The organism is Alteromonas sp. AWJ4_197, assembly GCF_056160285.1.
Genome location: NZ_JBSWWW010000001.1, coordinates 574,062 through 599,059, shown reverse-complemented (window position 1 = coordinate 599,059; position 24,998 = coordinate 574,062). Strand labels below are relative to the sequence as shown.

The 24,998-nt window shown below is 49.7% G+C and carries 27 protein-coding genes and 1 pseudogene; 13 read left to right on the top strand and 15 right to left on the bottom strand.

Going from position 1 to position 24,998, the window contains the following annotated elements; genetic code table 11:
• Positions 1 to 53 precede the first annotated feature (53 nt).
• Positions 54 to 749, top strand: a complete 696-nt coding sequence (locus ACXAGC_RS02600; protein ID WP_474842149.1) for a transposase — start codon at positions 54 to 56, stop codon at positions 747 to 749.
• Positions 750 to 790: 41 nt separating this feature from the next.
• Here the strand turns inward: ACXAGC_RS02600 and ACXAGC_RS02595 are convergent, their stop codons facing one another.
• Positions 791 to 1,933, bottom strand: a complete 1,143-nt coding sequence (locus ACXAGC_RS02595; protein ID WP_474842147.1) for a DUF748 domain-containing protein — start codon at positions 1,931 to 1,933, stop codon at positions 791 to 793.
• Positions 1,934 to 2,147: 214 nt separating this feature from the next.
• Positions 2,148 to 2,354: a YheV family putative zinc ribbon protein gene (locus tag ACXAGC_RS02590; RefSeq protein ID WP_119503119.1), complete on the bottom strand. Its 207-nt coding sequence runs from the start codon at positions 2,352 to 2,354 to the stop codon at positions 2,148 to 2,150.
• 125 nt (positions 2,355 to 2,479) lie between these two features.
• Between ACXAGC_RS02590 and ACXAGC_RS02585 the strand changes: the two genes are divergently transcribed.
• Genes ACXAGC_RS02585 through ACXAGC_RS02570 form a run of 4 tightly spaced genes read left to right on the top strand, consistent with a single transcriptional unit; the run spans position 2,480 to position 6,123 of the window.
• Positions 2,480 to 4,387, top strand: a complete 1,908-nt coding sequence (locus ACXAGC_RS02585; protein WP_474842144.1) for an ATP-binding cassette domain-containing protein — start codon at positions 2,480 to 2,482, stop codon at positions 4,385 to 4,387.
• A complete protein-coding gene (locus ACXAGC_RS02580; protein ID WP_161599196.1) occupies positions 4,371 to 4,859 on the top strand; it encodes a TIGR02444 family protein in 489 nt (162 codons plus the stop codon). The genes ACXAGC_RS02585 and ACXAGC_RS02580 overlap by 17 nt, the downstream gene beginning before the upstream one ends.
• 3 nt (positions 4,860 to 4,862) lie before the next feature.
• Positions 4,863 to 5,882 (top strand): hydrolase, encoded by a 1,020-nt coding sequence (locus tag ACXAGC_RS02575; protein ID WP_474842142.1) that lies wholly within the window; start codon positions 4,863 to 4,865, stop codon positions 5,880 to 5,882.
• A gap of 7 nt (positions 5,883 to 5,889) precedes the next feature.
• The gene (locus tag ACXAGC_RS02570; RefSeq protein ID WP_303572428.1) at positions 5,890 to 6,123 is read left to right on the top strand and encodes a YheU family protein; all 234 of its coding nucleotides are present in this window, start codon (positions 5,890 to 5,892) and stop codon (positions 6,121 to 6,123) included.
• Positions 6,124 to 6,301: 178 nt separating this feature from the next.
• Here the strand turns inward: ACXAGC_RS02570 and ACXAGC_RS02565 are convergent, their stop codons facing one another.
• On the bottom strand, positions 6,302 to 6,844 hold the full coding sequence (locus ACXAGC_RS02565; RefSeq protein ID WP_119503113.1) for an outer membrane beta-barrel protein: 543 nt from the start codon (positions 6,842 to 6,844) through the stop codon (positions 6,302 to 6,304).
• Positions 6,845 to 7,280: 436 nt separating this feature from the next.
• Between ACXAGC_RS02565 and ACXAGC_RS02560 the strand changes: the two genes are divergently transcribed.
• From ACXAGC_RS02560 to ACXAGC_RS02550, 3 genes are all read left to right on the top strand, one after another.
• Positions 7,281 to 8,927 carry an OpgD/OpgG family glucan biosynthesis protein gene (locus ACXAGC_RS02560; protein ID WP_474842139.1) on the top strand — a complete coding sequence of 549 codons (1,647 nt, stop codon included), beginning with the start codon at positions 7,281 to 7,283 and terminating at the stop codon, positions 8,925 to 8,927.
• The gene (gene mdoH / locus ACXAGC_RS02555; protein ID WP_474842137.1) at positions 8,914 to 10,920 is read left to right on the top strand and encodes a glucans biosynthesis glucosyltransferase MdoH; all 2,007 of its coding nucleotides are present in this window, start codon (positions 8,914 to 8,916) and stop codon (positions 10,918 to 10,920) included. The genes ACXAGC_RS02560 and mdoH overlap by 14 nt, the downstream gene beginning before the upstream one ends.
• Before the next feature lie 160 nt (positions 10,921 to 11,080).
• The gene (locus ACXAGC_RS02550; RefSeq protein ID WP_474842135.1) at positions 11,081 to 12,304 is read left to right on the top strand and encodes an NHL repeat-containing protein; all 1,224 of its coding nucleotides are present in this window, start codon (positions 11,081 to 11,083) and stop codon (positions 12,302 to 12,304) included.
• Between the two features lie 62 nt (positions 12,305 to 12,366).
• On the opposite strand, the gene ACXAGC_RS02545 is transcribed toward ACXAGC_RS02550, so the two are convergent.
• Genes ACXAGC_RS02545 through nudE form a run of 3 tightly spaced genes read right to left on the bottom strand, consistent with a single transcriptional unit; the run spans position 12,367 to position 14,337 of the window.
• Positions 12,367 to 12,936, bottom strand: a complete 570-nt coding sequence (locus ACXAGC_RS02545) for a YceI family protein (RefSeq protein ID WP_474842133.1) — start codon at positions 12,934 to 12,936, stop codon at positions 12,367 to 12,369.
• The gene (gene cysQ, locus ACXAGC_RS02540) at positions 12,933 to 13,769 is read right to left on the bottom strand and encodes a 3'(2'),5'-bisphosphate nucleotidase CysQ (protein ID WP_303572421.1); all 837 of its coding nucleotides are present in this window, start codon (positions 13,767 to 13,769) and stop codon (positions 12,933 to 12,935) included. The genes ACXAGC_RS02545 and cysQ overlap by 4 nt, the downstream gene beginning before the upstream one ends.
• Before the next feature lie 4 nt (positions 13,770 to 13,773).
• On the bottom strand, positions 13,774 to 14,337 hold the full coding sequence (nudE, locus tag ACXAGC_RS02535) for an ADP compounds hydrolase NudE (protein ID WP_474842131.1): 564 nt from the start codon (positions 14,335 to 14,337) through the stop codon (positions 13,774 to 13,776).
• A gap of 70 nt (positions 14,338 to 14,407) precedes the next feature.
• Here nudE and yrfG point away from each other — a divergent pair, with 70 nt between their 5' ends.
• The 5 genes from yrfG (at position 14,408) to ACXAGC_RS02510 (ending at position 18,113) form a co-directional block, all read left to right on the top strand.
• On the top strand, positions 14,408 to 15,091 hold the full coding sequence (yrfG, locus tag ACXAGC_RS02530) for a GMP/IMP nucleotidase (protein WP_474842129.1): 684 nt from the start codon (positions 14,408 to 14,410) through the stop codon (positions 15,089 to 15,091).
• 1 nt (position 15,092) lies between these two features.
• Positions 15,093 to 15,638: an inosine/xanthosine triphosphatase gene (yjjX, locus tag ACXAGC_RS02525; protein WP_474842127.1), complete on the top strand. Its 546-nt coding sequence runs from the start codon at positions 15,093 to 15,095 to the stop codon at positions 15,636 to 15,638.
• 97 nt (positions 15,639 to 15,735) lie between these two features.
• The gene (locus ACXAGC_RS02520) at positions 15,736 to 16,098 is read left to right on the top strand and encodes a toxin-antitoxin system TumE family protein (RefSeq protein ID WP_474842125.1); all 363 of its coding nucleotides are present in this window, start codon (positions 15,736 to 15,738) and stop codon (positions 16,096 to 16,098) included.
• Entirely contained in the window at positions 16,098 to 16,493 is a 396-nt protein-coding gene (locus ACXAGC_RS02515) for an HVO_A0114 family putative DNA-binding protein (RefSeq protein WP_474842123.1), read from the top strand. Before ACXAGC_RS02520 ends, ACXAGC_RS02515 begins: the two co-directional genes overlap by 1 nt.
• A gap of 243 nt (positions 16,494 to 16,736) precedes the next feature.
• The gene (locus tag ACXAGC_RS02510) at positions 16,737 to 18,113 is read left to right on the top strand and encodes an NAD-dependent succinate-semialdehyde dehydrogenase (protein ID WP_474842121.1); all 1,377 of its coding nucleotides are present in this window, start codon (positions 16,737 to 16,739) and stop codon (positions 18,111 to 18,113) included.
• Between the two features lie 84 nt (positions 18,114 to 18,197).
• Here ACXAGC_RS02510 and ACXAGC_RS02505 read toward each other — a convergent pair whose 3' ends face one another.
• The 9 genes and pseudogenes from ACXAGC_RS02505 to gspF all read right to left on the bottom strand — a co-directional run bounded on the left by ACXAGC_RS02505 (position 18,198) and on the right by gspF (position 24,996).
• Positions 18,198 to 18,953 carry a type II secretion system protein N gene (locus ACXAGC_RS02505; RefSeq protein ID WP_474842119.1) on the bottom strand — a complete coding sequence of 252 codons (756 nt, stop codon included), beginning with the start codon at positions 18,951 to 18,953 and terminating at the stop codon, positions 18,198 to 18,200.
• The gene (gene gspM, locus ACXAGC_RS02500) at positions 18,953 to 19,426 is read right to left on the bottom strand and encodes a type II secretion system protein GspM (protein ID WP_474842398.1); all 474 of its coding nucleotides are present in this window, start codon (positions 19,424 to 19,426) and stop codon (positions 18,953 to 18,955) included. Before gspM ends, ACXAGC_RS02505 begins: the two co-directional genes overlap by 1 nt.
• Positions 19,426 to 20,619, bottom strand: coding sequence for a type II secretion system protein GspL (gspL, locus tag ACXAGC_RS02495; RefSeq protein ID WP_119503104.1), 1,194 nt, complete (start codon positions 20,617 to 20,619; stop codon positions 19,426 to 19,428). The genes gspM and gspL overlap by 1 nt, the downstream gene beginning before the upstream one ends.
• Positions 20,619 to 21,611, bottom strand: a complete 993-nt coding sequence (gspK, locus tag ACXAGC_RS02490; RefSeq protein ID WP_474842117.1) for a type II secretion system minor pseudopilin GspK — start codon at positions 21,609 to 21,611, stop codon at positions 20,619 to 20,621. Before gspK ends, gspL begins: the two co-directional genes overlap by 1 nt.
• The gene (gene gspJ / locus ACXAGC_RS02485; RefSeq protein WP_474842115.1) at positions 21,608 to 22,240 is read right to left on the bottom strand and encodes a type II secretion system minor pseudopilin GspJ; all 633 of its coding nucleotides are present in this window, start codon (positions 22,238 to 22,240) and stop codon (positions 21,608 to 21,610) included. Before gspJ ends, gspK begins: the two co-directional genes overlap by 4 nt.
• A gap of 83 nt (positions 22,241 to 22,323) precedes the next feature.
• Positions 22,324 to 22,695, bottom strand: a pseudogene (gene gspI / locus ACXAGC_RS02480) (type II secretion system minor pseudopilin GspI); the annotation flags it as partial.
• Positions 22,692 to 23,330: a type II secretion system minor pseudopilin GspH gene (gene gspH, locus ACXAGC_RS02475; protein ID WP_474842113.1), complete on the bottom strand. Its 639-nt coding sequence runs from the start codon at positions 23,328 to 23,330 to the stop codon at positions 22,692 to 22,694. The pseudogene gspI and the gene gspH, both read right to left, overlap by 4 nt.
• Before the next feature lie 11 nt (positions 23,331 to 23,341).
• Complete coding sequence (gene gspG / locus ACXAGC_RS02470) at positions 23,342 to 23,767, bottom strand: type II secretion system major pseudopilin GspG (protein WP_442858472.1); 426 nt, start codon at positions 23,765 to 23,767, stop codon at positions 23,342 to 23,344.
• A gap of 8 nt (positions 23,768 to 23,775) precedes the next feature.
• Positions 23,776 to 24,996, bottom strand: coding sequence for a type II secretion system inner membrane protein GspF (gene gspF / locus ACXAGC_RS02465; protein ID WP_474842111.1), 1,221 nt, complete (start codon positions 24,994 to 24,996; stop codon positions 23,776 to 23,778).
• Between the last annotated feature and the right edge of the window lie 2 nt (positions 24,997 to 24,998).

The following is a 24,998-nucleotide window of genomic DNA, read 5'->3' as shown; positions in this document are numbered from 1 at the left end:
TCTTGTCTAAGCTAAGAAAACGACCCGTTAAATGACATAACGAAGCACTTTTCATGGCCAGAAAGTTAAGAACGTCTCCGGCAGGTATTCCGCAACTCGTCCAGCGAACAGGACGAAAAGGTGTGTCCCCGTTTCGGGATGACACAGACAGGCTGACCTATCTCGATTATCTCGGCCGTTATGCACAGCGTTATAATGTGGCAATGCATGCCTGGTCGGCAGGTAAAGACAGCATTCTTTTTCTGTGCACTCCCGCGGCCGGTGACGGTATCTCGTTAATGTTGCAGGCAACCGGACGACTTTATGCGCAGTACTTTCACCAGCGGTATGGCACCAGCGGAGCAATCTGGCGTGATCGTTATAAATCAGCACTGGTTTTAGATGATGAGCTGCTTTTGGAAGTGTACCGCTTCATAGAGCAGAAGCCGGTAAATGAAGCGTTGTGCAGTACGCCTGAACAATACGCCTGGTCAAGTGTCAGTGCCAATGCACTGGGGTTACCCAACACCATGGTGACGCCTCACAGTGCCTACGAACGGACAGCAAAACAACCGGAACAACGAAGAGCACTGCATTTGCAGCACTTGCAGCACCAGAATAACGATCTGGATGCAGATATTGCCAAGTCACTGAAAATGGGACTGGCTATGGGAGATCCCGGTTTCATCAAGCGCATTGAACAGGTTACCGGTCGTCGTTTGACGGAAGGTAAGCGCGGTCGTCCGCGCAAGAAGGCTGTGACGTCCTGAGCAGCTGAGCGGGTGATGGTAAACTGATTCACCCCTGCCGGTTACTGTGGATCAGGGCGCGGGTTTTCTTCACCGGCGGCTTCCTGTTCTTTCTCTTCTTTTGCCTCTTCGGCGTCGCTCCATTGCACACTATCTTCAAGATTACCGTTGATAGCCTGAATAAATGCATTTTTTAGAATGCCACCTATGGTCGCGAGAACCGGTGTGTCTACATTATTCAGTGAGCCGGAAATGGGAATGCGTGTGGCTATCTGATCTTCACTCTGGTTTTCGAACAATTCCGCAATAAAAGCTGACAGTGCTTCGGCAAGTCCGCGAAAGAAGCCATCATCATCCTCTTCGATGTCTCCTTTCCATGAAAAAACCTCAACCTGATGCAGAATAGGCTTGGCGTAGCCTGAAATTTCTCCGTCGTCGCTGGCCAGTTCCAGCGCCAGTTCTAATGTACCGGCTTCTAAATCGAAGGGTGCGTAGGTATCGAGGAAGTTTTTAAAATTCACCAGCGCCACATCGTTGGCCTGCAGATTGACATCGAAGGTTGGATTCTTAGTAGCCGGATTCAGTGAGCCCGACAGCGTAATGGTCCCTTGTTGCTCTGTATTTCCGCTGGCTTCGATGGTGGCAATGAGATCTTTTGACAAAGAGCGGCTGTTAACCAGATTTCTTGCTACAGCATGAATATCGTGCAGCTCAATGTTAACGGCGGGCTCTGAATCCGGATTGATGAAACGGACAATACCCCGGCGGATTTCAAAGCGGTCAACTTTAAGCGGCACTAACTGATCCGCCAGATAAAGCCAGTTCTCATTTTCACCTGACTGACTTTCAGCATCACTTTTGCCATCTACGAAGTTTAGTTCCGGTGCGGTAAGGTCGACCTGCGCTACCAGTGCTTTATCCAGCAAGGCATTCCACAACAGGCTGAATTCTACCTGCTTTGCTTCAAAGAACGGTTGTTCTACCTCACCGGTCCGTTTCAGAATCACCACATCATCCAGACTGTAAGCGCCACGCCACAGCATAATGTCCACATCGCCAACACTACCGGTAAATTCTTCTCCTTCATCCAGTACGTCGTTGATGTACCACTGAGCTGCAAAGGGCAAACTGATGCGGACGACTATCAGCAGCCCGGCGAGGATCGCGAGTGCTTTTAATGTGGTTCTGGTTTTATGTCTGGCCATGGTCAGTCCGCGCTTAAATGAAAAATAAATAATCCGGAGGTATTTATTAACAATTCAAGTGGCGTGCCAGTGAATGTAAAGAGGAAAATGCTGCAGGGCTATAGGGTTAACGGTTTGTTTTAGCAGGAAAAACTAATGTGAGGCAGGCACCCGGGCAGGTCCGTGCGGCAAAAACGCTCACCATTTTCCTGCTCCGGCGGGTAACTTTAACAAATCAGTGTGGCTTAAATACACCAATCACATTTTCATCCGATCGGGTTTTTGCTTCTACTTTGTCGTCGGTTTGCGATTGCGAATATCCGCACTTAACGCATTCCAGTTTTTCCACATTGTTCTCAAAAAACAACATGATGGAATCTAATGCCTGACACTTGGGACAGGTTGCGCCGGCGATAAAACGTTTTCTTTTGCGTTCAGCCATGATTACTCCGCAGGTTACAACAATTTCTTCATGCTGGATTATGGCGACTAATGAGTGAAATACAAGCCATTGCCGGGTGAGTTTGCTATCATACGCCGCTTAAATAACAGGACAACTGCGCAGGCATGATCACCTTATCTGACGTTACATTGATGCGTGGTAGCAAAGTGCTACTTGAAAACGCCAGTACACAAATATTCCCCGGACATAAAACCGCTCTGATCGGCAGCAATGGCTGTGGTAAGTCGAGTTTATTTGCTTTACTTCGCGGAGAATTACAGGTTGATGCCGGCGATTGTCAGGTGCCTGCACACTGGCGCATCGTCAGTGTGGCGCAGGAAACGCCGGCCACCGATCGCTGTGCGATTGATTACGTGATTGACGGTGACAAATTACTGCGCGGATTACAGGCTAAACTGGCTGAAGCCGAAGCGAAGCAGGATGGCGAAGCTATGGGACAGCTGCATGGTCAGCTGGAACATGCAGGCGCTTACGATGTAGAGGCGCGGGCGGCTACCATTCTGGCTGGTCTGGGCTTCTCAACCGCTCAGCTGTCAGCACCGGTGACTGATTTTTCAGGTGGATGGCGCATGCGGCTCAATCTGGCGCAGGCACTGCTTTGTCCTTCTGATCTGCTGTTGCTGGACGAACCGACCAACCACCTCGATTTAGATGCCGTTATCTGGTTAGAAAAATGGCTGCAACGCTATTCAGGAACGCTGATTCTTATCTCTCACGATAAGGCATTTATTGATAACACTGTGGCGCAAATCGTCAGTGTCGAACAGCAACAACTTATTGCCTACACAGGCAATTACTCTTCCTACGAAAAGCAGCGCGCAGAACGACTCCGCTTACAGAATATCGAATTCCAGAAACAGCAGGATAAAATCGCTCATCTTGAGTCTTTCATTACACGCTTCAAAGCCAAAGCCAGTAAAGCTAAACAGGCGCAAAGCCGGATTAAGCAACTCGAGCGGATGGAGCAGATTTTGCCGGCCCATGCTGCCAGTGCCTTTAATTTCGAATTCGCTGAGCCAACCGGTCTGCCTAACCCGCTTATTCAGATGCGGGATATTCAACTGGGCTATGGTGACAAGGTTATTCTTAATAACGTTAAACTTAACCTGGTGCCGGGCAGCCGCATCGGGTTACTGGGACGCAATGGTCAGGGTAAGTCGACACTGATCAAACTGCTCGCTTGTGTGCACGATCCTATGCAGGGCACGTTTACTACTGCCAAAGGGCTTAACGTGGGCTACTTTGCCCAGCATCAGTTGGAAACCCTGGATCCCAAAGCTTCTGCCATTTTGCATCTTCAGCGGTTAGATAAGCAGGCTACCGAACAACAGTTACGGGATTATCTGGGAGGCTTCGGTTTTCATGGTGATCAGGCCCTGGAACCTGTTGCACCTATGTCCGGCGGCGAGAAAGCACGTCTGGTACTGGCGTTGATCGTTTATCAGAAGCCCAATTTATTGTTACTCGATGAGCCGACCAACCACCTCGATCTGGAAATGCGTCATGCACTGAACATGGCCTTGCAGGGGTTCGAAGGCGCGATGGTACTGGTATCACACGACCGCTTCCTGCTGACCTCTGTTTGTGAAGACTTTTATCTGGTCGACAGCGGTCAGGTTGAGCCTTTTAACGGTGATTTGGAAGATTACCGCAGTTGGATTTTATCCCAACAAAATGAAGAGAAAGCGGCGAAGCAGCAAACCGATAAACCGAAGGTAGATCGCAAAGCGGAAAAACGTCGTGAAGCTGAGTTTCGTCAGTCAGTCGCACCGCTGAAAAAGGCGATTGAAAAGCATGAAAAAGCCATGGAAGCCACGTCAGCCAAACTCTCTGAAGTGGAAACGTCGTTAAGCGATACCACGTTATACGAAGAGCAAAACAAGGCCAGGCTGATGGCACTGCTTGATGAACAGACAACGTTGAAACAGGCGATGGAAGAGCATGAAATGGCATGGCTCGACGCCCAGGAAGCAATGGAGGCGGCAAAAGCCACTTATGAATCTGAATACTGACACCTTCTGGCAATACAGTTTAGATGTTTACGGACGGGATAACGTCGCTGCCACAGCGATTGCGTTGCAGGATGACTTCGGCGTAAACGTGAATATGTTGCTGCTGTTGTGCTGGTGTATGGACAACGGCGGTATTGTTACATTGAACCAGTGGCAGGTGCTGCATGCGGCTATCGCTGAAACTGAGAGTTTACTTGTGGCTCACCGTGAAAAACGCCGTGCAGCAAGGCAGGCCAGTCCGTTTAATGAAAAAGCCTATGACGCCCTGAAGCGGGAAGAACTGGATCTTGAAATGCAGCAGCAGGAAGCACTTACTACCATGTACAACCGGCTGTCTGTAGAATATGTGCCGGTTCAGGGGGTGAACGGCAGCATTGCCAGTTTCGTGAATTTATTCAAGTTGCGCCAGCAACCTCAGGCGGTTAAATACCTTACGTCAGTGATTCAGTCTCTGCACAGCACCGCGAAGTAATGCATGCATACACCTGAACATGGTCATGGCGTTGTTCGCCGCAGTCATTTCGAACCATCATGGTGGGCCCGTAACCGTCATATTCAAACTATCTGGCCGCGATTTTTTCAGAAACGCAGACCGGTTTCTTACACCTGGCAGCGGATAAACACGCCCGACGACGACTTTCTTGATCTCGCCTGGGGACCTGAACCACAAAACATGCAGGGCATGGTTGTGATGTTTCACGGCCTTGAAGGCAGTATTCGTTCTCACTATGCCAACGATATGATGGCCGCGCTCAGCGAACAGGGCTGGCAGGTGGTTATGATGCACTTCAGGAGTTGCAGTGGTGAAGTCAACCGTCAGCCCCGCGCTTATCATTCCGGCGAAACAGAAGACCCGGCGTTCTTTTTAGACTGGCTGGACAAACGTTTCCCGGACGTGCCCAAAGTCGCCATCGGCTTTTCGCTGGGCGGCAACATGTTGCTTAAATTGCTGGGTGAAAACCCCGGTCAGAAATGGCTGCAGGCCGCCATGGCTGTGTCGGCGCCGGTAAAGCTGGATGCGTGCAGTGACAGCATTGGCGAGGGTTTTTCGAAGGTTTATCAGAACTACCTGTTAAAGAGTATGAAGGCCACGCTGACCAGTAAAATGCGTAAGCTTGACTACAAAGATTTGTTATCGCTGACGGTTGAGCAGGCAGGCAAGCTGTCTTCGTTCCGGGAGTTCGATGAAAAAGTGACGGCACCCTTACACGGCTTTAAGGATGCGCAGGATTACTACGACAAATGCAGTGCGTATCCTTTCCTGAGTGCCATTCATTGTCCCACGTTAATTGTCCACAGTCTGGACGATCCTTTTATGAGTCCGTCCATTGTGCCGGATGCAACTGCACTGTCCCGCAATGTAACCCTTGAACTCAGTGAGTTTGGTGGCCATGTAGGCTTTATGCAAGGCGGCTTTCTGCGACCGGTGGTCTGGCTGCAGCAGCGCGCCGTAGACTATTTTTCTGAGTTTCTGCCAGTCCGGCCAGCAAAGTGAGGCAAGCATGATTATCCCCATTGACGCATTAGAGAAAGACACGCTGCGTAACATTGTCGAATCCTTTGTACTTCGTGAAGGTACTGATTACGGCGAAGTTGAAGCGAGCTTTGAAGACAAAGTGGAACAGGTACTGGCAGCACTGAAGCAGGGTGACGTTGTGCTGGTTTATTCAGAGCTTCACGACTCGGTAAATATCCGCGAAAAAGGTGATTACCGGGAAAGTGAAGAAGACGCCTGAAGCTGTCCGTCCTCACGCATCTTTCAGACTCGCAAACAGGGTTGTAAATCTCACCGGTGAGTTGCGCTGATGCTGCCAAATCCAGTCATTCGCGTACCTGAACGATCTGGACATTTCCTACAGCACATAATAAAAAAGGACGTGAATACACGTCCTTCCGGTCAAACTGCGTTCTTACTCAGAACGTATAACGGGCGTTCAGTTGCGTAATGTCCAAATCATCAATTTTTTCATAGCTTGCACCCACAGCCCAGCGGGGTGAGAAGTAGTAATTGGCACCGACTTTTACCGTGACATCACCGTCATCGATATCGTAGTAACCCAGTTCACCCTGCAGCTCTACCTGTTCAGTTACCATGGATCTCACGCCGGCATTCAGGGAATAACCGCTGTCTTCGTTGTTTTCCACCTCTGCACGTTCATAGTTGAGACCGAAATAGGCATCGGTGAAACTGTTCAGAGGCAGCCGGTAACCAGCACCCAATGTCAGTAAGTCCAAATCGGTACCACTTTCATCCAGCATGCTGTAATCGCCGGTAACATAAATATTGTTTTCCAGTAAATATGTGGCACCCAGGTCAAGTCCGTCAAAATCTGCCCGGCCAATTTCGGCATTTGTATACCCGCCCTCAGCGAAGCGCCAGTTCGGTGATGCAGCCATTGCCGCAGAAGATAGTGTGGTGGCAGCAACAAAAGCGGTAAAAGTTTTAGTGAAGCGCATAGAAAACTCCTTAAATATGCAAAAAGAAAATCCACTGTCAGTGGCCTGTTCAGCAATCTTTTTGCCAATCCGGTCTTCGTTGGCGCTATTTTCTACTTGTATAATTCCGTAAGGCTATGTTTTATATGTCAATATTAATTGCCGGGAGGCTGGTGTTTTAACGTGAGGTTAGGAGGGATCGTCTAAGTCTGAAGCATGGTGTTCAATGTTCATACTACCTTAGTGTCTGTCTGAGCAGACAGGTTCCCCTGTTTTACCCGGTGGTCTGTAATACTTGCTGTGCACTCTCTACACACTTTTACGGACGGATTCGGTAAGGTTATGAAAAATATCGTAAATATGTGATCCGAACGACATGGATCACCTTTTGCAGTCATCCGGTCAATAAGAAACGGAATATTCCCGTTAGGAAAATTTGAACCGGAGTCAGTCAACCATGCTGCCGCAATTACAGTTAGCGAATAACACGGAAATTACGACACCATCTTTTACTTCATTCGTCGCATCATTTTGCGCTTTTTTCTCAATCAGTCCCGCGGTAATGCGCGCCTTTGTATATTGCATTTGTGTGGGCTTCAGTACATTAAGCCTGGCGGATGAAACGGCTACCGGAAACCTGCCTGAAGGCAAACCTATATTGAATCGCGTTATTGAATCGGCGCAAAAAAATGCTACACGTGATTATGTGGTTAATGATCACAATCTGGCAGAGGAATTGAAAAACATCGGTTACGAAACCTACCGTCAAATCCGTTTTAACCCTGAGAAATCCTTGTGGCACGGTGAGCATGATTATGAAATGCAATTTTTTCACCCGGGCTTTCTCTATCAGCAACCTGTCACAGTGGTCACCATTGCTCCGGACAACAGTGAACATACCGTACCCTTTGACAGCAATAATTTCATCTATGAAAAGAATGCTGAGCCGCTGGCCGGTCTGACCGATGCAAAATCCGGCTATGCCGGATTTCGTTTGCATTACCCTATTAAAAACAAAGAATACAAAGACGAATTCGCCGTTTTTCTCGGCGCTTCGTATTTTCGTTTAGTAGGCAAAAATCAGGTTTATGGCATTTCTGCCCGCGGCCTTGCTATCGATACGGCGATGCCGGATGGTGAGGAATTTCCCCACTTTACCAAGTTCTGGGTGGTTGAGCCCCGTGAAGGGCAACCCATTAAAATTTACGCACGTTTAGAAAGCCCGTCTGTTGCGGGTGCTTACAGTTTTGAAATCATGCCGGGTAAAGATACCACCATGCAGGTAAAAAGCTGGATATTTGCCCGGGAGAATGTGGGTAAGCTTGGCGTCGCACCATTCACCAGCATGTTCCTTTACGGCGAAAACTCGCAAATCCGCCGCGATGACTATCGCCCTGAAGTGCATGACAGTGACGGGGTGATGATGCTCAACAATAGCGGGGAAATTATCTGGCGTCCTCTGACTAACCCGACCAAATTACAAATCACTTCGCTGAGCGATGTGGCTCCCAAAGGCTTTGGTGTGCTGCAGCGGGATACAGACTTTGCTAATTATCTCGATGCCGAGGCGAACTATCATCTGCGCCCGAGCTTGTGGGTAACCCCGAAAAAAGGGTTCGGCAAAGGTAAGCTGGAAATCGTGGAAATTCCTACTGACTCAGAAGTGAACGACAATATCGTGGCTTACTGGGTGCCTGAGAAGCCGTTCAATGCCGGTGAAAACCGCTACTTTGAATATGAATTGAAGACTGTTGAAAAGCAGCCTATGCCTTATGGTCTGGCGACAGTGGAAAGAACCCGTCAGGGGATCAGTCAACTGCCCGGCTTTGAAACAACGGAAGAGCGAAATGTGCGCCGGTTTGTTGTTGATTTCACTTTACCGGAAGGCATGAAGCTGAATCCTGATGAGGTAGATCTGATTTTAGACGCCACTAACGGCAAGGTCGAGCAGGCCAGAGTGTATAAGGTAGATGGTGATAAAAGCGTTCGCGTGACATTTCTGGTCATTCCTGACGGCGAAGCGGTTGTCGATATGCGCATGTTTTTAAATCAGAACGAAACGCAAATGAGCGAAATTTGGAGCTATGTGTATGAGCCACAATGATCCCGGGGAAAGCACCGTGGCACCGGACAACATAGCCACGAAAGATAAAATTTTAAAAGTAAACGGCCGCCGGTGGCGGCTGGTGCTGATGGGGCTGTTGACCATAGTGTCTACGGCCCTTGCCGGTTACAGCCTGTTTGAAATTTTCAGGCCCAACCGGTTTACGCCGCTGGAAATGATACAGCTGGCACTGAGCATGGTGCTGTTCATCTGGCTGACCTGGTCATTCTGGACCTCTGTTATCGGCTTTCTGCTGAAGCTTTTTCATATCGACCCGTTATCACTTCGCCGGGAATTGAAGGCCTCTGATGAGCAGGCGCCCGTCACCCAACGCCACGCTATCGTCATGCCGGTGTACAACGAGGATACTGACCGCATTATCGTCGGGTTCGAAGCCTGCGTTAAAGCCATTCTTGATACCCCGTACGCTGACAAATACGATTTTTATATGTTGAGCGATACCCAGGATAAGGCGAAAGCCGAAGCAGAGCTTAAAGCCTGGCAGCGTCTTATTTCCCGTCTTGGCGAACAAAGCCAGCAGATTTTTTATCGACGCCGCGAGGATAACTGGGGCCGCAAGGTAGGTAACATCACCGATTTTTGCGAGCGCTGGGGCAATCAGTACGAATCAATGTTGGTGCTGGATGCGGACAGTGTCATGTCTGCACATCGCGTGCTGGATATGACCCGCCGCATTGAAGCTAATCCTGAAGCGGCAATGATTCAGACTATTCCCATGCCTGTCCGTCAGGACACTTTTTTCGGGCGTTTTGTGCAGTTTGCGGCGCACCTTTACAGCCCGATGCTGGCCACCGGCTTGTCGTTCTGGCAGACAGACAGCGCAAATTATTGGGGTCATAATGCCATCATCCGTGTGCAACCTTTTATGCAGCACTGTGGCTTACCCACCCTAAAAGGCCGGGCACCGTTTGGCGGCGATGTACTGAGTCACGATTTTGTGGAAGCGGCACTATTGCGCCGGGCCGGCTGGGAGTGTTATCTCATCACCGACACTGACGGCTCATACGAAGAAGTTCCGGGTAACATGGTAGATTACGCTATCCGCGACCGTCGCTGGGTGCAGGGGAATATTCAGCACTTAGGATTGTTAAGCACAAAGGGGCTTAAAGCTACAAACCGGTTGCACTTTGCTTTCGGTGCCTTTGCTTACATGTCGTCGCTGCTGTTGTTTATGATGCTCATGGCGGGGACTGCCGATGCGCTGGTTAAAGCGCTTATCGACCCGGTTTATTTTACATCTGCCCACCAGTTATTCCCCGAATGGCAAATTGTCCACGAGGGGTTAATGATAGCCACGCTTTACGGCACCATTGCCTTGCTGTTCATGCCGAAAATGCTGGGCGTTATTCTGGCGCTTATACAGCGCAGAAAAGATTTTGGTGGTGCTTTCAGGCTCATGTCCGGTGCGCTTATCGAGCTGTTTATGGCCGTACTTATCGCACCTATGATGATGTTCTTCCACAGTTACTTCGTGATCAGTGTATTCATTGGTCACCAGGTAAAGTGGGAAGCGCAAACCCGTGAAGGACGTATGGTGCCATGGAAAGTCGCTATTTCTAAAGCCGCAACAATGACCACTTTGGGGTTAATCTGGGCCGGTGTGACTTTCTACTTCACGCCTTCGCTGTTCCTGTGGTTGCTGCCGGTATTAACCGGTATGGTGTTCGCAGCGCCCATTATCCGTTTAACCAGCAGCTTGTCGTTTGGCAAAACCTGCCGGAGGTTGGGGATCTTTGTGATTCAGGAAGAGATAAACGAAGCTCCGGTACTGGTGGAAGTGCGTGAGCACATGGCGACTATTTCAGCAGAAGAAATTGCAGGTTTTCCTGCATTGCAACCGGTTTTACCCGACGAAACCCATCAGACCATGTTCGTGCAGGATCTCAAAGCCCCTCCTTTACCAAAACGCTTAACAGACGGCCAGATTGCGGAATTTGCTCAAAGCCGGCCGAAGGCGAAACACGCAGCCTGATATCCTTTCTGACGGGGGTTACTGCCTGGTAACCCTTCCGTCATCAAATACAGTAAACTCATAAAATAGCAGAAGAAACCGGCTACTCGTCGAATTCTTGTACACAATAGCAGACTGAACCCTTAGGCTAAAAATTCGTCAACCTCGGGGGAGTGTGCTTATGAGAGCTGTTTCAATTTCATCACCTGCAAAGCTGCGTCCTGCAGCTATGCTATGGGCCATCAGTGGCGCGTGGCTGAGTGTTCAGGCTCAGCCGTTACAAAGCGAAAGTACGACGACAATTCCCGTTGTCAGTCACTCAAATAATGTTTCTCCCGGTTATGCCATTCCTCAATTTGCAGTGGATCCCGCATGGCCTGCATTACCGGAAACCTGGTTAACGGGCCAGGTGCCGGGGCTGGCTGTGGATAAACATGATAATACCGTTTGGGTATTGCACCGCCCGGCATCTATTCCAAATCTGTCACTGGGTCTGACAAATGGTTCTGCCAGTTGTTGTGAGCCGGCACCTTTCGTCATGCAGTTTTCTGTTGAAGGTAAGTTACTTAATTCATGGGGAGGGCCGGAAGGCGACCGTCCATGGCCTGAGAATGTGCATGGTTTATATGTCGATGCTGAGGGCAAAGTGTGGATAGGCGGCAATGGGAAAAGCGATCATCAAATTTTCAGCTATACCCGCGACGGTGAATTTGTAAAGGCGTTCGGGGAAGCAGGAAAAACGGATGGTAATACGTCTGAACACTATCTTGGCAACCCGGCAGACATTGTGGTTGATGGCACGGATGTGATGATTGCTGATGGTTATATTAACAAGCGTGTAGTCAGGCTAGGTAAACAGGATCTGGACTTTGTACAGGCCTGGGGGGCATGGGGTAACGCGCCCGGCGGCGGTACCCGTGAAGGAAGTTTTGATACTTCTCAGGCAGCATCCGGAAACGGAGATTTGTCCACGGGGGCTAAGCATTTTGGTGATATTGTCCACTGTGTTGATAAATCTCAGGATGGCAGAATTTATGTGTGCGACCGGCGAAACAACCGCCTTCAGATCTTCAGAAAAAATGAAGAAGGACAGGTTCTGTTCGAAAAAAATCTGGAAATTGCCGCTGAAACGGGCGGTCTGGGCACCGCCACAGATGTCGCTTTCTCTCCCGACAATAAGTATCTCTACGTGGCAGATATGATGAACGGGCGTATCTGGATCCTCTGGCACGACACCTACGAGGTATTGGGAAGTATTGGCAGAAACGGTCGTTATGCCGGTGAGTTTACCTGGTTACACAGCATTGAGACGGATAAGGACGGCAATCTGTACACGTCTGAAGTGTCTACCGGACAGCGGGTTCAGAAGTTCGTTCTGACAGGGCTCAGTAAGCCAGATGCGTAAATAATGGTAACGGACAAAGCGTGTTGCCGGCTTTGTCCGTTATAAATGGCAAAAAGAGAATGTTACTCTTCAAACGTGACCGAGAATGTCACCGGGACAGCCAGTGTGATGCTGCTTAACTTGGCGACATCCTGAAGTGCCTGAATGCCGCCTTCCAGTTTAAAAGAAGAAGCGTTAATCACAGTCGGGGCTGTGGTGGATACCGTTAACTTGTCATTGGCCAGCTTGCTGACAATCACCTGAAAGGTAGCCGGCGCTTTTACTCCGTGTAAATCCAGTTCACCGGTTACAGAGCCAGTCTTGCTGCTACCTTTTTTCAGCTTCATCAGTTCAGCAGGAACATCTGCAGTGAAGGTGGCATTAGCAAAGTTCGGGGTATCAAACAGCATTTCCTGCATGCGGGTATCACGCAATTCAATGCTGGTGTTCACACTGGTCAGCGGAACGGTAACAGATAACTTACCACCATCGCTGAGCGTGCCGGATAATTCATCGAAGCTGTGAACTTCCGTTATCTGGGCATTCTTGGTAGACAAAAAATGCAGGCTGGACGTATCGCTGTCTAAAGTCCATGCCGCTGAGGCCGGTAAAGCAATACACGCCGATAATGCCAGTAACGTTCGTTTCATCATTCCTTCGCTCCTTTTTCATATTGGACAATGTCCTGCCAGGGGACCCGTTGATCACCAAGCACCACAAAGTCCGGGTTTTCCAGCGTATGACGCTGGTTATAAGTCAGTGGCTCAAAATTCGCCGCCAGGATGCTGCCACCGGCTTCCGACACGATGCATTGCGATGCACCTGTATCCCATTCGCCGGTAATGCCTATACGCATGAATACATCAGCTTTGCCTTCGGCAATAAAGCATGATTTCAACGAGCAGCTACCCAGAGGTAACGTTTGATAAACCCGTTTTGCACACATGCGGGAAAACACTTTGTCCCTTGACTGACGGCGGCTGATGGCAATCATCACCACACTCTCATGGGGATCATCCAGCTTCCTGACGTGGATCTGTTTGTGTTCATCCGGACTTTCCTTAAATGCGCCTGCGTCTTTGCTGGCGTAATAAAGCGACTGTCCGGGAGGCCAGAATATGACACCTATAGTAGGTTCATTGTTCTCGATAAGGGCAATATTCACGGCGAAGTCACCGCTTCGGGCGATAAACTCCTGCGTGCCGTCAATGGGATCGATAAGCCAGTAACGCTCCCATGTCTCGCGCTCAGCGAGGCTGGCATGTTTATTTTCTTCAGACAGGATCGGAATATCAGGGGTGGCTTCAATCAGGCGCTTGTTGATGATGTCGTTGGCGAGGTAGTCGGCACTGGTTACCGGTGACTCATCATCTTTGGTGTAGGCGTCGAAATCGCCTTTGTCGTAAACTTTAAGTACCGCTTCGCCGGCTTCAACAGCAATACGTTTGGCTATCTCCAGTAAGGAGGCGCGGGTGTCGTCTGGCATAATGTTATTGCTCCTTTAACCACTTCTGAGCTAAGAACAAGGCGGCGACGCAGCGGGCTTCTTTGAAATCTTCCTGGCCGAGAAGTTCATCTGCCTGGCTGAGAGGCCAGTTGACCACCTCCAGCGGCTCCGGTTCATCACCTTCAAGTGTTTGCGGATATAAATCCCGGGCGAGAACAATGGTCATTTCTGCATTGAAAAATGTGGGGGCCATGCTGACGGTATGAATTACGTTCAGGTCGCGGGCGGCGTAACCTGCTTCTTCCTGGAGCTCACGGTTTGCTGCCTCAACGGGCGTTTCACCCGGATCAATCAAACCCTTCGGAAAACCAAGCTCGTAGGTATGCGTGCCCGCCGCATATTCGCGGATAAGCACCATAGTATTGTCATCTAACATCGGCACAATCATTACAGCGCCACGGCCGCTACCAGCCATGCGCTCGAACTGACGTTCGGCACCGTTTGAGAAAGTAAGATCCAGCCTTTCGACTTTAAATAAACGACTGCGGGCAACAATTTCCCGGTGTTTGATTTGCGGCAATGTTTTGGCGGGATCGATTTTACTCATGTTTATCCGTTACAACTTTCGTTATGATGACAACCAATGCTTAAGCTTAATGTATTTGAAGGAAAATCGCTTGCCATTTCTACCCTGGAGTGAAATCGACACAGTTCTGCTCGACATGGACGGAACCTTACTGGATTTACACTTCGATAATCACTTTTGGATCGAACATTTACCAAAGAAAATCGCTGAACGGAGCGGAAAGCCCGTTGAAGAGTGCAAAGCCACAATGATGGCGCATTACCAGCGGGTGATGGGGCAGATCCAATGGTATTGTCTGGATTACTGGGCAGAGCAGTTAAACATGGATATTATGGCCGCCAAACGGGAAGTTGAGCACTTAATTTCCATGCGCGATGATACATTGCCTTTCCTTGATGCCCTTCATGAAACCGGCCGGAATGTGGTGCTGGTAACCAATGCTCATCCGGACAGCCTTTCATTGAAGGTGGAACATACGCGGCTGGATGCTCACATTGATACGTTGATCAGTACCCATGAGTTTGGTGTGACGAAGGAGTCTCAGAACTTATGGAAGCAGCTTCAGGCGAAACTGCAATTTGATCCCGCCCGCACATTATTTGTCGATGACAGCATCACTATTTTACAGGCGGCGAAAAAGTTCGGGATCGGCCACCTTCTGGCCGTAAGTAACCCGGACAGTCAGCAACCAGTCCGGGACATTGACGCATTCCCTGCCGTAACCGATTACCGCACATTGCTGGACGAAATTCGCCAGTTTCCGGTGGAGAACTAACATGACGGTTTGCATTGTGGGTTCGAAAAATCCGGTAAAGCTGAATGCAGCCCGTAATGCGTTAAGTTTATCCCTGCAATTGCCTGCCCTTGAAGCCATTGGCGTGAATGTGCCAAGTGGTGTGCCGGACCAGCCCATGAATACCGCGCAAACCCGCGACGGAGCTGTAAACAGGGTCAAAGCCTGTCTTGCTGAAGCAGACGAGCGGTCCAAATCACAGGACTGGTTCATCGCCATTGAAGGCGGTGTCGATATGTTTGACGACGGCCCGGCCACCTTCGCTTTTGTTGCCATTTATCATCAGGGCACCTGGTCTGTGGGACGCAGTGCAAACCTGCCTTTGCCTCCCTCAGTCTTCACCGCACTAGAGGCCGGTGAAGAATTGGGCCCGTTGATGGATAAGCTGTTCGATACGGACAACATTAAACAGAAAGGCGGGGCAATCGGCCTGCTGACCAACCACCTCGCCACACGCCAGAGTGTTTACGAACTCGCCATCACACTGGCCATGGCGAAGTTTAATTATCCGGATTTGTTCATAAAATAAATACAAGACAAGCGCGGACTGTACACAACTCCCGATACTGGACGAATATATATTACTAAGTTATGATCTGGTCATAACTTGGGCGGTGAGAACTGATTTGGATAATGGATTAGCTAATCTTCTTGCATTACACAATACCGAAGCTCACAGAGATGATGGCTACTGGTGGAAAATCGAGGCGTGGGAAGTACAGCATAGTAAGGAAAGACCCCATGGTATTCGTTATAACCTGACCTTGCACAATAAATATAATAAACGTGTGTTTGGTATGGACAATGCTCATGCAGTAAAGCCTGTCAAAAAGAGAGGATTTACTGGGAAACGCTACGATTATGATCATGTGCATAAGTCGGCCATTGACAAGGGGACACCCTATGTTTTCAAAGACGCAGCTACACTGCTCAATGATTTTTTCACTGGTGTTGATCAAACCATTGAAGCAATAGAAGGTAAAAGGTGATGAAGGCTAGAATCGGTATCATGTCAGAACAGCTCATTCGGGTAAGAGCAATAGCTATTGCTCAGGGAAAATATAAACCTGCTAAGGATGAGCCAAAAATTTGGTACACTTCCCTTAACGGAATATCTCAGATTCTGAATCCGGACAATGTTGCATTGTTGAGGCTCATTGAACGCGAACGTCCTGATAGTGTGTCTGCACTCGCTGAGTTGTCCGGACGTAATAAGTCTAATCTTTCAAATACTTTAAAAGGTCTGAGTGACAAGGGGTTTGTGCGCCTTGAAAAAGGACCGGGACGTAGTCTTAAGCCTGTGGCACTCTTCACAGATTTTGAAATCGTCATTACGCAGGAAATTGAAGATTTACTCGCAGAGTTACAACTGCATGCTGCATAGCTTGTTGTGCTGACTAATTTCCATAAATCTTCTAAGCGCACTTTTGGTTTTTTCATCTGAATAATTCATAAACATGGTGTGAAAAAAATTCCTTATCTGTTAATTGGTTATCACTTGCCTTTGATGATGATTGCCTCTCCCTAAGCGCTAACTGGCTGAAAATAAATCAATTTAATAATTTAATCTTACCCTGGCCTCACCTTTGCACCGCCTTCTGTTCATGTTGAAAACAGGAGACAGAGCATGTCTGATAAAGTACAAACGATTAATCCTGCAACAGAAGAAACCGTTGCCGAATATACGCTGATGTCCGAAGCGGACGCGAATCAAGCCGTTGATAATGCCCATGAAGCCTTTCTGTCATGGAAGAAGACCAGTTTCGACGAGCGGGCTAAATTGATGAATAACCTCGCTGATCAGATTGAGAATAACGCGGACACCATTCTTGATTTGATGACCAAAGAAATGGGTAAGGTGACTGAACACGGTAAGCAGGAAATTGCGCTCTGTGCTTCTATTTGTCGCTACACCGCTGAAAACGGCGAAAAAGTGCTGGAAGATGAAAACCGGGTATATGACGGTGGCAGCGCCATTATTACTTTCCAGCCGATTGGCGTTATTCTGGGTATCCAGCCCTGGAACTTCCCGCTTTATCAGGTCATCCGTTACAGCGCAGCCAATGTCATGGCGGGTAATACAACGGTGATGAAGCATGCCGCCAATGTGTTTGGTATGGCAGAGTTTATTGAAAAACTGTATCTGGACGCCGGTTTCCCGAAAAACGTGTATCAGTCGTTACTGATTGACGGCAAAACTGCCAGCAAGCTCATTGAGCACGATAAGGTGCGCGGCGTGACTTTCACAGGCAGTGATAACGTTGGTAAAACGGTGGCCGAAACCGCAGCCGGTCTGTCTAAGAAAACCGTGCTGGAACTGGGTAGTAACGATGCCTTTGTGGTGTTATCTGATGCTGATATCGATACCGCGGTGGAAGCCTGTGTTCAGGGGCGAATCGTCAATAACGGCGAGACGTGTGTAGCGGCTAAGCGTTTTATCATTGTTGACAGTGTTTATGATGCCTTCCGTGAGAAATTCGTCGCTGCATTTAAAGCGTTGAAAGTGGGCGACCCCACCGATCCTGAAACCGATCTTGGCCCTATGGCCCGTGAAGATTTGCGTGACAAGTTGCACGAGCAGGTTGAGGAGTCAGTGAAAAACGGTGCCACAGTCACATTAGGCGGCGAGATCCCTGACACCACAGGTTGGTTCTATCCGGTCACTATTCTGGAAAATATCAAACCGGGCATGCCTGCGTATGATGATGAACTGTTTGGCCCTGTGGCATCATTTATCCGTGCGAAAAACGATGCGGATGCCATGCGCATTGCCAATGACTCCCGTTACGGTCTGGGCGGCGGTATCTTCACCACGGATAAAGAGAAAGCTATCCGTTTGGCCCGAGAAGAGTTCGATACCGGTATGGTGAATATTAATGGTTATTCACTGGCACAGCCTAACCTGCCATTTGGCGGTGTGAAAGACAGCGGTTATGGCCGTGAACACGGCGGTTTCGGTATGCGTGAATTCGTGAATGAGAAAACGATTTTCATCGCTGAGTAGGCCAGTCTGACGGCCAAAAATAAGGCCTGAATAAGAATTAGCCCCAGAGTCAGGTGACGTCCGGGGCTTTGCTCTTTAAACAGCCTAAAGCTGAATTTCAGTATACCCGTCTGGACCGGGAGCGCCGAAAATGGCAGCGGCCTGATGCACTTCTTCAGGTAATGACGGGTCGGGCTTAAATTTGCCTTTAATTGAGAAGTTTGAGAAACCCTGTTCCAGGATAGCATCCAGTGAGAGACCCAGCATGTTGGGCTCTTTAACGGTAATACCGATACCTTTCCCTTCGCAGCGTAGCTGTGCTGAATAGTTACCAAAGTCGATGGGGCCACGGGTGCCGGCTACGGTGGCATTCAGCCAGTCGCCGAAGCCTGTGAGTTCGTTACAGTCGGGACCGAAAGATAATGCTTCGACTCTGGCTCTGAACCGGCCGCCGGCGTTAACCGGCAGTGGCAGTTGCACTTCCGCTAACACACGGTCTACCGGCAGAAACAGCAAAAAGTCGTCCGACTCCACGGTTTCAGGATTCAGCAGGCTGGTGCGCAGTTCGCCTTTAAACGACACTTCGTCGGAATCACGTAAATTGCCGCCTTTAATGTCGGCGTGCACGCTGCCAATCAGCATGGGTAAGCCCGCAATATCCCATTCCACGTTGGTTACCGGAATGCCTTCTACAACTACCGCCTGCGCTTTACCGTGCCAGACAGTACCGCTGACACCATAAATTTTTACGCCTTTCGGGAGTGTCTGACTCTGTATAAGGTGAACGGCGGGCATGTAAGCCACCACAAAGAAAAGAAACACAAAAACAGCAGCGAGGGTCCAGAGTATTTTCGATTTCATTATTTACCCAATTGCAGTCGACGGATGCGGATCATGCCCGGGGCGTTCCCTTCGGTAAGGTCGGCCTGAAGAATGAGGATCCCCATTTCTTCCATGGTTTGCAGCCATGCCAGCACATCATTGAACGGCGCTTCATCCACCGTCACCTGAATCTGTTCGTCCTGGGGCTGCATACGGGCTATGGCGACTTTAAAACGGGCCGAGGTAGTATTGACCGCCTGTGGCAGTGAGCCATTAAAGGTTTTAATCCCGCCGCTGCGACGAAGTTGTTGTGCGCGGTTTGCATTTTCCTGCACCCACAGCAGCAACTCCTGCTGGTTATCAAGACGGGCTTTCTCCTGCGCTAATCCGTCAGATAAGGGGTGCCAGATCAGCCAGTAGAACATTGCGATAATCATGACTACACCGGTAATGATCACCAGGCGCTGCTCACGCTCACTCAATGCACGGTATTTATCCATTAACTTCATGATTAACCCCGTATCGCGACTGTGCCGATGACCATGTCATCGCGGTTATTAATTGCACCCTGCTCTATTTCGAATCCGGCGGTCTCAGCCTGCCTGCGGAACTGCTCCAGCGACTCAAAATTTCTGCCCTGTGCCTGCATACGGATTTCCGTTCTTGAGGCATCGAAACGCAACGTTTGCGGTTTGATTTGTGATGAGGAGAACGCATTAGTGAGCTGATCCATCATCACCAGCATGGAAGCGCCACCGCCTCCCTGTTCCATTGATGCCATCTCACTGCGGATCTTCAGCCTGAGATCCCGGTAAGGACCCAGCCCGGGAAATCCGGCCTTAACAACCTGATCGATTTGTGCACTCAGGCGGGCATTTTCCTGCTTAAGCTGATAAATACTCACGCCTTTATCAATGAGGCTGGTGGTCAGAGCGACAACCGCCAGTACTGCGGCGACCCGCCACTGATGCCACTGACCGGCCTTTTTACGTTTAATGCGGTAATCGCCCTGAAACAGATTAAAGTCTGTCTTAACGGCTTCCGTTGCCAGTATGTGCATGGGCAATTCCAGCTCTGTTTGCTGGATATCTGCATTTGGTACTGAGACTAAATCGATGTCGGAATAGTTTTTCACCGGCACCAGGGTATCAGAACGACGTAACTGGCTTGCGAACGCCGGAAGCAACCAGCTCAGTTCCCCCTGCATCCCCTGCCATTCGTCTTCACGGACCAGCAATGCATCACCGATAGTCAGTACGCTCCAGGCACCCGGCGTATGGGGGACAGCCAGAACATCAGGAATGAGTTTGTCGCAAAATAACCCTGCGTCACTCAGCCATTGTTGCCATTCATCCATTTTCTCACGGCTGACAACAGCAACTGCCTGCTGGTCACCTTTTTTCGGACCCATGGCAAAAAACTGTTTGTGGATATCCTGTGCCAGCTCATCTTCCAGCATGAAAGGGATTGCAGTGAGTACTTTACGGCTGGCGCGGGGAGGAAGTGTCACCCAACGCAATAACACGTCACTGGCAGGTGCCAGAGCAATAACGGCACGTTGGCCTGCGCGTTCCTTCAGGGTGGTAAGTTGCGAGGCATCAGGTAATTCGCCGGACGCAATGATCTCCTGTTCACCGCCCGACCATACCAGCCACTGCACCGGATCTTCATGCCGGGAGCCCAGCCTGACCAGTAATTGTTCCATTACTTTACTCCTCCAAATTCACGTCGGATAACGCTTACGTTCTCTCCACCCTGAGCTTTAAACAGCGTACTGAGCGAAAAAGTGGCTTTATTGTAGCTGGTCTTCGTATGCAAAATAAAATATCCGGTGGTCACGGTGAACCAGCTTCGCTGTTCATCACTTAAATCCAGTGCCGCCAGCACGGGCTCACCCAGAAAACTGTCAACGTCTGCCCAGCCATCCTGTGGCCGGCTGCTGATAAGGCTGGTGGCCTGAGACATATCCAGTCCGGTTAGTCCCGCCAGAATGGCCGCCCGCTCTTCTGTGAGCGTATTCACATTGATAGCCAGAGCGGTATCTTCCGGCAGCACGCACACAAGAGGCAGAATAGCATTTAACCACACAGGGCTGACACCGTTTATAAGCCTCAGCTCCGATTGATTGGTCATTAAGCTGTTGGCAGCCAGATAAGGATGCTCACGACTTTCATATTCACTGTCTTCAGCACCGTAGGTACGCATGCGCGTATCGCTGTCGAGCCAGTCAGCCAGACTGTCGCGGACAGTTTCTGCGGTGTAATTGTCGATGTTATCGCCGGTGGCCTCGAGCATACGGCCGAAAGCTTCCATGGCTTCAGTTGTTTGTGTCGCACTGCTCTGATTGTTGTTATCGTCACTTTCACCCAGCGCATTCAGGTTGAAGCAGCTTTGGGCGTCTTCCAGCTGCGCCTCAATACCGCCGTTATCCAGCGGATAAGCAAATTTTTGCGACCAGGGCTGGGTAATTACAATTTTATCGCCGGTTTCATCAAAAATGGTTTTAATCGACTTGCGGGCGAAGGCTTCTGCTCCCATGGCATACCAGTAAGCCTGATTATTATCTTTTAAGTTAGCAGCCCGCTGAATTTGTATTTGCAGGCGGGAGCCCATGTCTGTAGCTATAACCACGACAATAGCCACAATCATAAATACGATGATAAGTGCTACGCCACGCTGCTTTTGAAGCCCCTTCATAAGCTGGCTCCGCTGAGGGTAAATTCACGGCGGATGCGGCCAAAATCATCGCTGACAAATTCAAACGCGATGGCTTTGGGCAGGGTGGCTCCGACAAAACTCTCACGCCAGTTCAGTTCGTCGTTGTCTGACAGGGAGTTTTCTTCTTCATCAATATCGGCAATAAATTCAATTTTAAAATCGCTGATATCTTCCAGCAGCACGCGCACTTTCGGCTCTGTGCCCACTACATTATCCACGTAATTGGTGTACAGCCGTTCCAGTTTGCCGTCTCTTACACGGTAGGCCACGGCCTGCAGAGTACTTCGCGGCAACATCATTTGCGGGTTTTGCCAGCCGCTGCGCACAAAAGCGAGGCCGTCATTATCGCTTTCATCTGACTCACCGCCACGCATAACAATGGTGTTTGTCTGACCGTCGGTGCGTACTGCCCGTGGCACAGCCTGCTGCATATCCCGCTCGATGGTGGTGACAGCGCGTTGCAGGCGCTGAAACTTTTCGAACCGGGCAGAAGACAGTTCATCGCTGTCGATAACCGTGGTCAGCACTGCCGTAGACGCCACGCCGATAAAGGCAAAGATAGCGATGGCAATGAGTATTTCAACCAGCGTGAATCCCCGTTGCCTCATGGTGTCCCGTCATCATCGTCTGAGGCGCTGCTGGTGCCGGTGGCGCGGGAGTTTGATGAGCCGGCTGTTGCTGCAATTTCAGCAGGTTTTGCCACAAAGGTGGTCACCGAGGTTTCAAAAAATTCGTATTGATCGTCCAGCCCGACGCTGACTTCAACGGCACGTAAATCGTTGTCGGTAGTTTTGGTGACCTTCTGTTGCCAGTACCAGGTACGATCTGCCATATCCATGGTGCCTTTAGCGTTATTCGCAGGGGGCCATTTGCCGGTGAGTTTTATCTCATTTAAGCGGTTATTGGCCACCCAGGTAGCAAAGGTGGTTTCTTCCACTCTGCTCACGCTGCTCAGATGTTCCGCTGCAGATTTCATTACCGCAGTACCGGCCAGTGCAAAAATCACCAGCGCCGCCATAACTTCCAGCAGGGTCATACCCCGTTGTTTTACCGGTGTGATCATTCTGGTGGCTGCTCCAGTGGACCATTAAGCGTAAGCGGCGGTACATCCTGATTTAATAACTGAAAATACGCCGGTGCGTCGGTGCTGAATGAGGGTTCATAGCTGAACACCAGGGTAAACGGGGTGATTTCACCACTGGACATAATGAGAACCTGCGGAGGCGGCAACTTTTTATCTTCCTCGTTTCCGATTTCCACACCGGCGTCATCCAGAGAGAAATTTTCATCGAATACTTCACGGTCGAATAACTGATCTTCTGTATCCCAGGGAAGATCGTCCAGGTTCAGTGCAAAGGTGAAAGGTTCCGCGAGGGTATGAGGCGCATACAGCTTCTCATCATCGATTTTTTGCCATTCGTCTTCGTCGTTCAGAAATACAAAATAGTATTCATGATCCGTCTGCTCGATGCGTAATCCCAACTGGCGCTGGTTCAGTACGGCATAGTCGCTGGCCATATCAACCAGCACTTGCAGGCGCTGAGCTTCTTTTTTTAATTGATCAGACTGACTGACAGTAAAAACATTGAATACCACATAAGTGGCAGCGAGCCCCATTAATGCCATTACCAGCATCAGTTCGAGTAACGTAAACCCGCACTGCAAATGCCGCTGTAATGTATGCCGGGGCTGTTTCATGTACGTAGTCGTTACAGGTATTCGTTCACGTTCCATGTACCGATGTCATCATCTGTACCCGGTTCGCCGTCAGGACCGTTAGAGTAAATGTCGTAGTCGCCCATTTCGCCCGGGCTCATGAACTGGTAAGGATTGCCCCACGGATCTTCCGGCAGGCGCTGAATGATGCCGCCTTTGGGATAGTTTTTCGGAATGGGTTCGATAGTCGGAGCCTGAACCAGTGCTTCAAGGCCCTGTTCCGTGGTCGGGAACCGGTTTGCCTGCATTTTATACATGGCAATAGCACCTTCAAGCTGCTGAATGTCTACCGCTGCTTTTTTCTTCTGAGCGATTTCCTGGTTGCCGATAACGTTGGGTAATACCATTGAAGCGATGATGCCGATGATCACCAGTACGATCATGACTTCAATCAGGGTAAAACCGGCATGTCTTCTCATTTTTCTCATTAGATATTCACCATTTTGTTCATAGCTAAAATCGGTTGCAGGATGGCCATTACAATGAACAGCACCACAAGGGCCATCACCACAATCAACATAGGTTCAAAAATTTTCAGGGAAATACTGACCTGTGTCTCAAATTCCCGTTCCTGGTTATCCGCAGCGCGGCCCAGCATTTGTTGTAATTCACCGGATTTCTCGCCGGATGCAATCATGTGCATCATCATCGGAGGAAACATCCTGGTGTTATCCAGCGCTGCCCGTAAGCTGCTGCCTTCTTTTACATTGACCGCCGCTTCGTTTATTTGATTCTTGATATGCTGATTTTGCAGCACATCCGCTGAAATGCGCATGGCTTCAAGCAGCGGAACCGCACTGGATGTCAAAATACTCAATGTGCGGGCAAACCTCGCGGTATTCAGGCTTTTACTGACTTTTCCGACCACGGGTAAGCGTAATATTAACTGATGATATTTCAACTTCATGGCAGGCTGTTGCACAAGCCGGTTACCCACGGCAACCAGAATGAAAATCAGCAGTAAAACAACCAGACCGTAACTCTGCATCCATTCACTCAAATCGATAAGAAACTGAGTGATGGCCGGCAGCTCCTGCCCCATGTTGGTAAAATTACCCACGATTTTAGGCACGACTATGGTCAGCAGCAGTGAAATAACACCAATGGCAAACACCAGCATAATGGACGGGTACACCAGCGCCTGAGTTATCTGACTGCGGGTTTGCTGTCTTCGTTCCGTGTAATCGGCAAGACGGTTTAATACTACGTCCAGGTGACCGGATTTTTCACCGGCTGCCACCATAGCGCGGTAGAGTTCGTCGAATACCCCGGGGAACTGGTTCATGGCATCCGCAAGGCCGTGACCTTCCACAACTTTACTGCGAACTGCCATCATCATATTTTTATGACGGGGTTTTTCACTTTGTTCCGCCACCGCCAGTAACGCCTCTTCGATAGGTAGTGCAGATTCAATGAGGGTAGAGAGCTGACGGGTGATCAGCGACAGATCCGCGGCCGAAATACGCGGGCGGAACAGAGAAAAGCCCTGTGATTTACCGCCGGATTTTTCCGCTACCAGTTCAACTTCTAAGGGGATAAGCCCTTTTTCACGCAATTGCTGACGTACCTGTCTGGCATTATCGCCTTCAAGTACGCCCTGTTTATTGCGACCACTGGCGTTTACCGCTTTGTATGAAAACGCTGCCATGG

What these genes read in the sequence shown, in the direction of transcription:
- ACXAGC_RS02560 (WP_474842139.1), top strand. Translation starts at nt 7,281, where the DNA reads ATGCTGCCGCAATTACAGTTAGCGAATAACACGGAAATTACGACACCA.
- ACXAGC_RS02515 (WP_474842123.1), top strand. Translation starts at nt 16,098, where the DNA reads ATGAAGGCTAGAATCGGTATCATGTCAGAACAGCTCATTCGGGTAAGA.
- ACXAGC_RS02590 (WP_119503119.1), bottom strand. Translation starts at nt 2,354, where the DNA reads ATGGCTGAACGCAAAAGAAAACGTTTTATCGCCGGCGCAACCTGTCCC.
- mdoH (WP_474842137.1), top strand. Translation starts at nt 8,914, where the DNA reads ATGAGCCACAATGATCCCGGGGAAAGCACCGTGGCACCGGACAACATA.
- ACXAGC_RS02595 (WP_474842147.1), bottom strand. Translation starts at nt 1,933, where the DNA reads ATGGCCAGACATAAAACCAGAACCACATTAAAAGCACTCGCGATCCTC.
- ACXAGC_RS02570 (WP_303572428.1), top strand. Translation starts at nt 5,890, where the DNA reads ATGATTATCCCCATTGACGCATTAGAGAAAGACACGCTGCGTAACATT.
- gspL (WP_119503104.1), bottom strand. Translation starts at nt 20,619, where the DNA reads ATGGAACAATTACTGGTCAGGCTGGGCTCCCGGCATGAAGATCCGGTG.
- gspF (WP_474842111.1), bottom strand. Translation starts at nt 24,996, where the DNA reads ATGGCAGCGTTTTCATACAAAGCGGTAAACGCCAGTGGTCGCAATAAA.
- ACXAGC_RS02550 (WP_474842135.1), top strand. Translation starts at nt 11,081, where the DNA reads ATGAGAGCTGTTTCAATTTCATCACCTGCAAAGCTGCGTCCTGCAGCT.
- ACXAGC_RS02600 (WP_474842149.1), top strand. Translation starts at nt 54, where the DNA reads ATGGCCAGAAAGTTAAGAACGTCTCCGGCAGGTATTCCGCAACTCGTC.
- ACXAGC_RS02585 (WP_474842144.1), top strand. Translation starts at nt 2,480, where the DNA reads ATGATCACCTTATCTGACGTTACATTGATGCGTGGTAGCAAAGTGCTA.
- gspK (WP_474842117.1), bottom strand. Translation starts at nt 21,611, where the DNA reads ATGAAGGGGCTTCAAAAGCAGCGTGGCGTAGCACTTATCATCGTATTT.
- nudE (WP_474842131.1), bottom strand. Translation starts at nt 14,337, where the DNA reads ATGAGTAAAATCGATCCCGCCAAAACATTGCCGCAAATCAAACACCGG.
- cysQ (WP_303572421.1), bottom strand. Translation starts at nt 13,769, where the DNA reads ATGCCAGACGACACCCGCGCCTCCTTACTGGAGATAGCCAAACGTATT.
- gspG (WP_442858472.1), bottom strand. Translation starts at nt 23,767, where the DNA reads ATGAGAAGACATGCCGGTTTTACCCTGATTGAAGTCATGATCGTACTG.
- ACXAGC_RS02565 (WP_119503113.1), bottom strand. Translation starts at nt 6,844, where the DNA reads ATGCGCTTCACTAAAACTTTTACCGCTTTTGTTGCTGCCACCACACTA.
- gspH (WP_474842113.1), bottom strand. Translation starts at nt 23,330, where the DNA reads ATGAAACAGCCCCGGCATACATTACAGCGGCATTTGCAGTGCGGGTTT.
- ACXAGC_RS02505 (WP_474842119.1), bottom strand. Translation starts at nt 18,953, where the DNA reads ATGAAATCGAAAATACTCTGGACCCTCGCTGCTGTTTTTGTGTTTCTT.
- ACXAGC_RS02580 (WP_161599196.1), top strand. Translation starts at nt 4,371, where the DNA reads ATGAATCTGAATACTGACACCTTCTGGCAATACAGTTTAGATGTTTAC.
- ACXAGC_RS02545 (WP_474842133.1), bottom strand. Translation starts at nt 12,936, where the DNA reads ATGATGAAACGAACGTTACTGGCATTATCGGCGTGTATTGCTTTACCG.
- gspJ (WP_474842115.1), bottom strand. Translation starts at nt 22,240, where the DNA reads ATGAGGCAACGGGGATTCACGCTGGTTGAAATACTCATTGCCATCGCT.
- ACXAGC_RS02575 (WP_474842142.1), top strand. Translation starts at nt 4,863, where the DNA reads ATGCATACACCTGAACATGGTCATGGCGTTGTTCGCCGCAGTCATTTC.
- ACXAGC_RS02510 (WP_474842121.1), top strand. Translation starts at nt 16,737, where the DNA reads ATGTCTGATAAAGTACAAACGATTAATCCTGCAACAGAAGAAACCGTT.
- yjjX (WP_474842127.1), top strand. Translation starts at nt 15,093, where the DNA reads ATGACGGTTTGCATTGTGGGTTCGAAAAATCCGGTAAAGCTGAATGCA.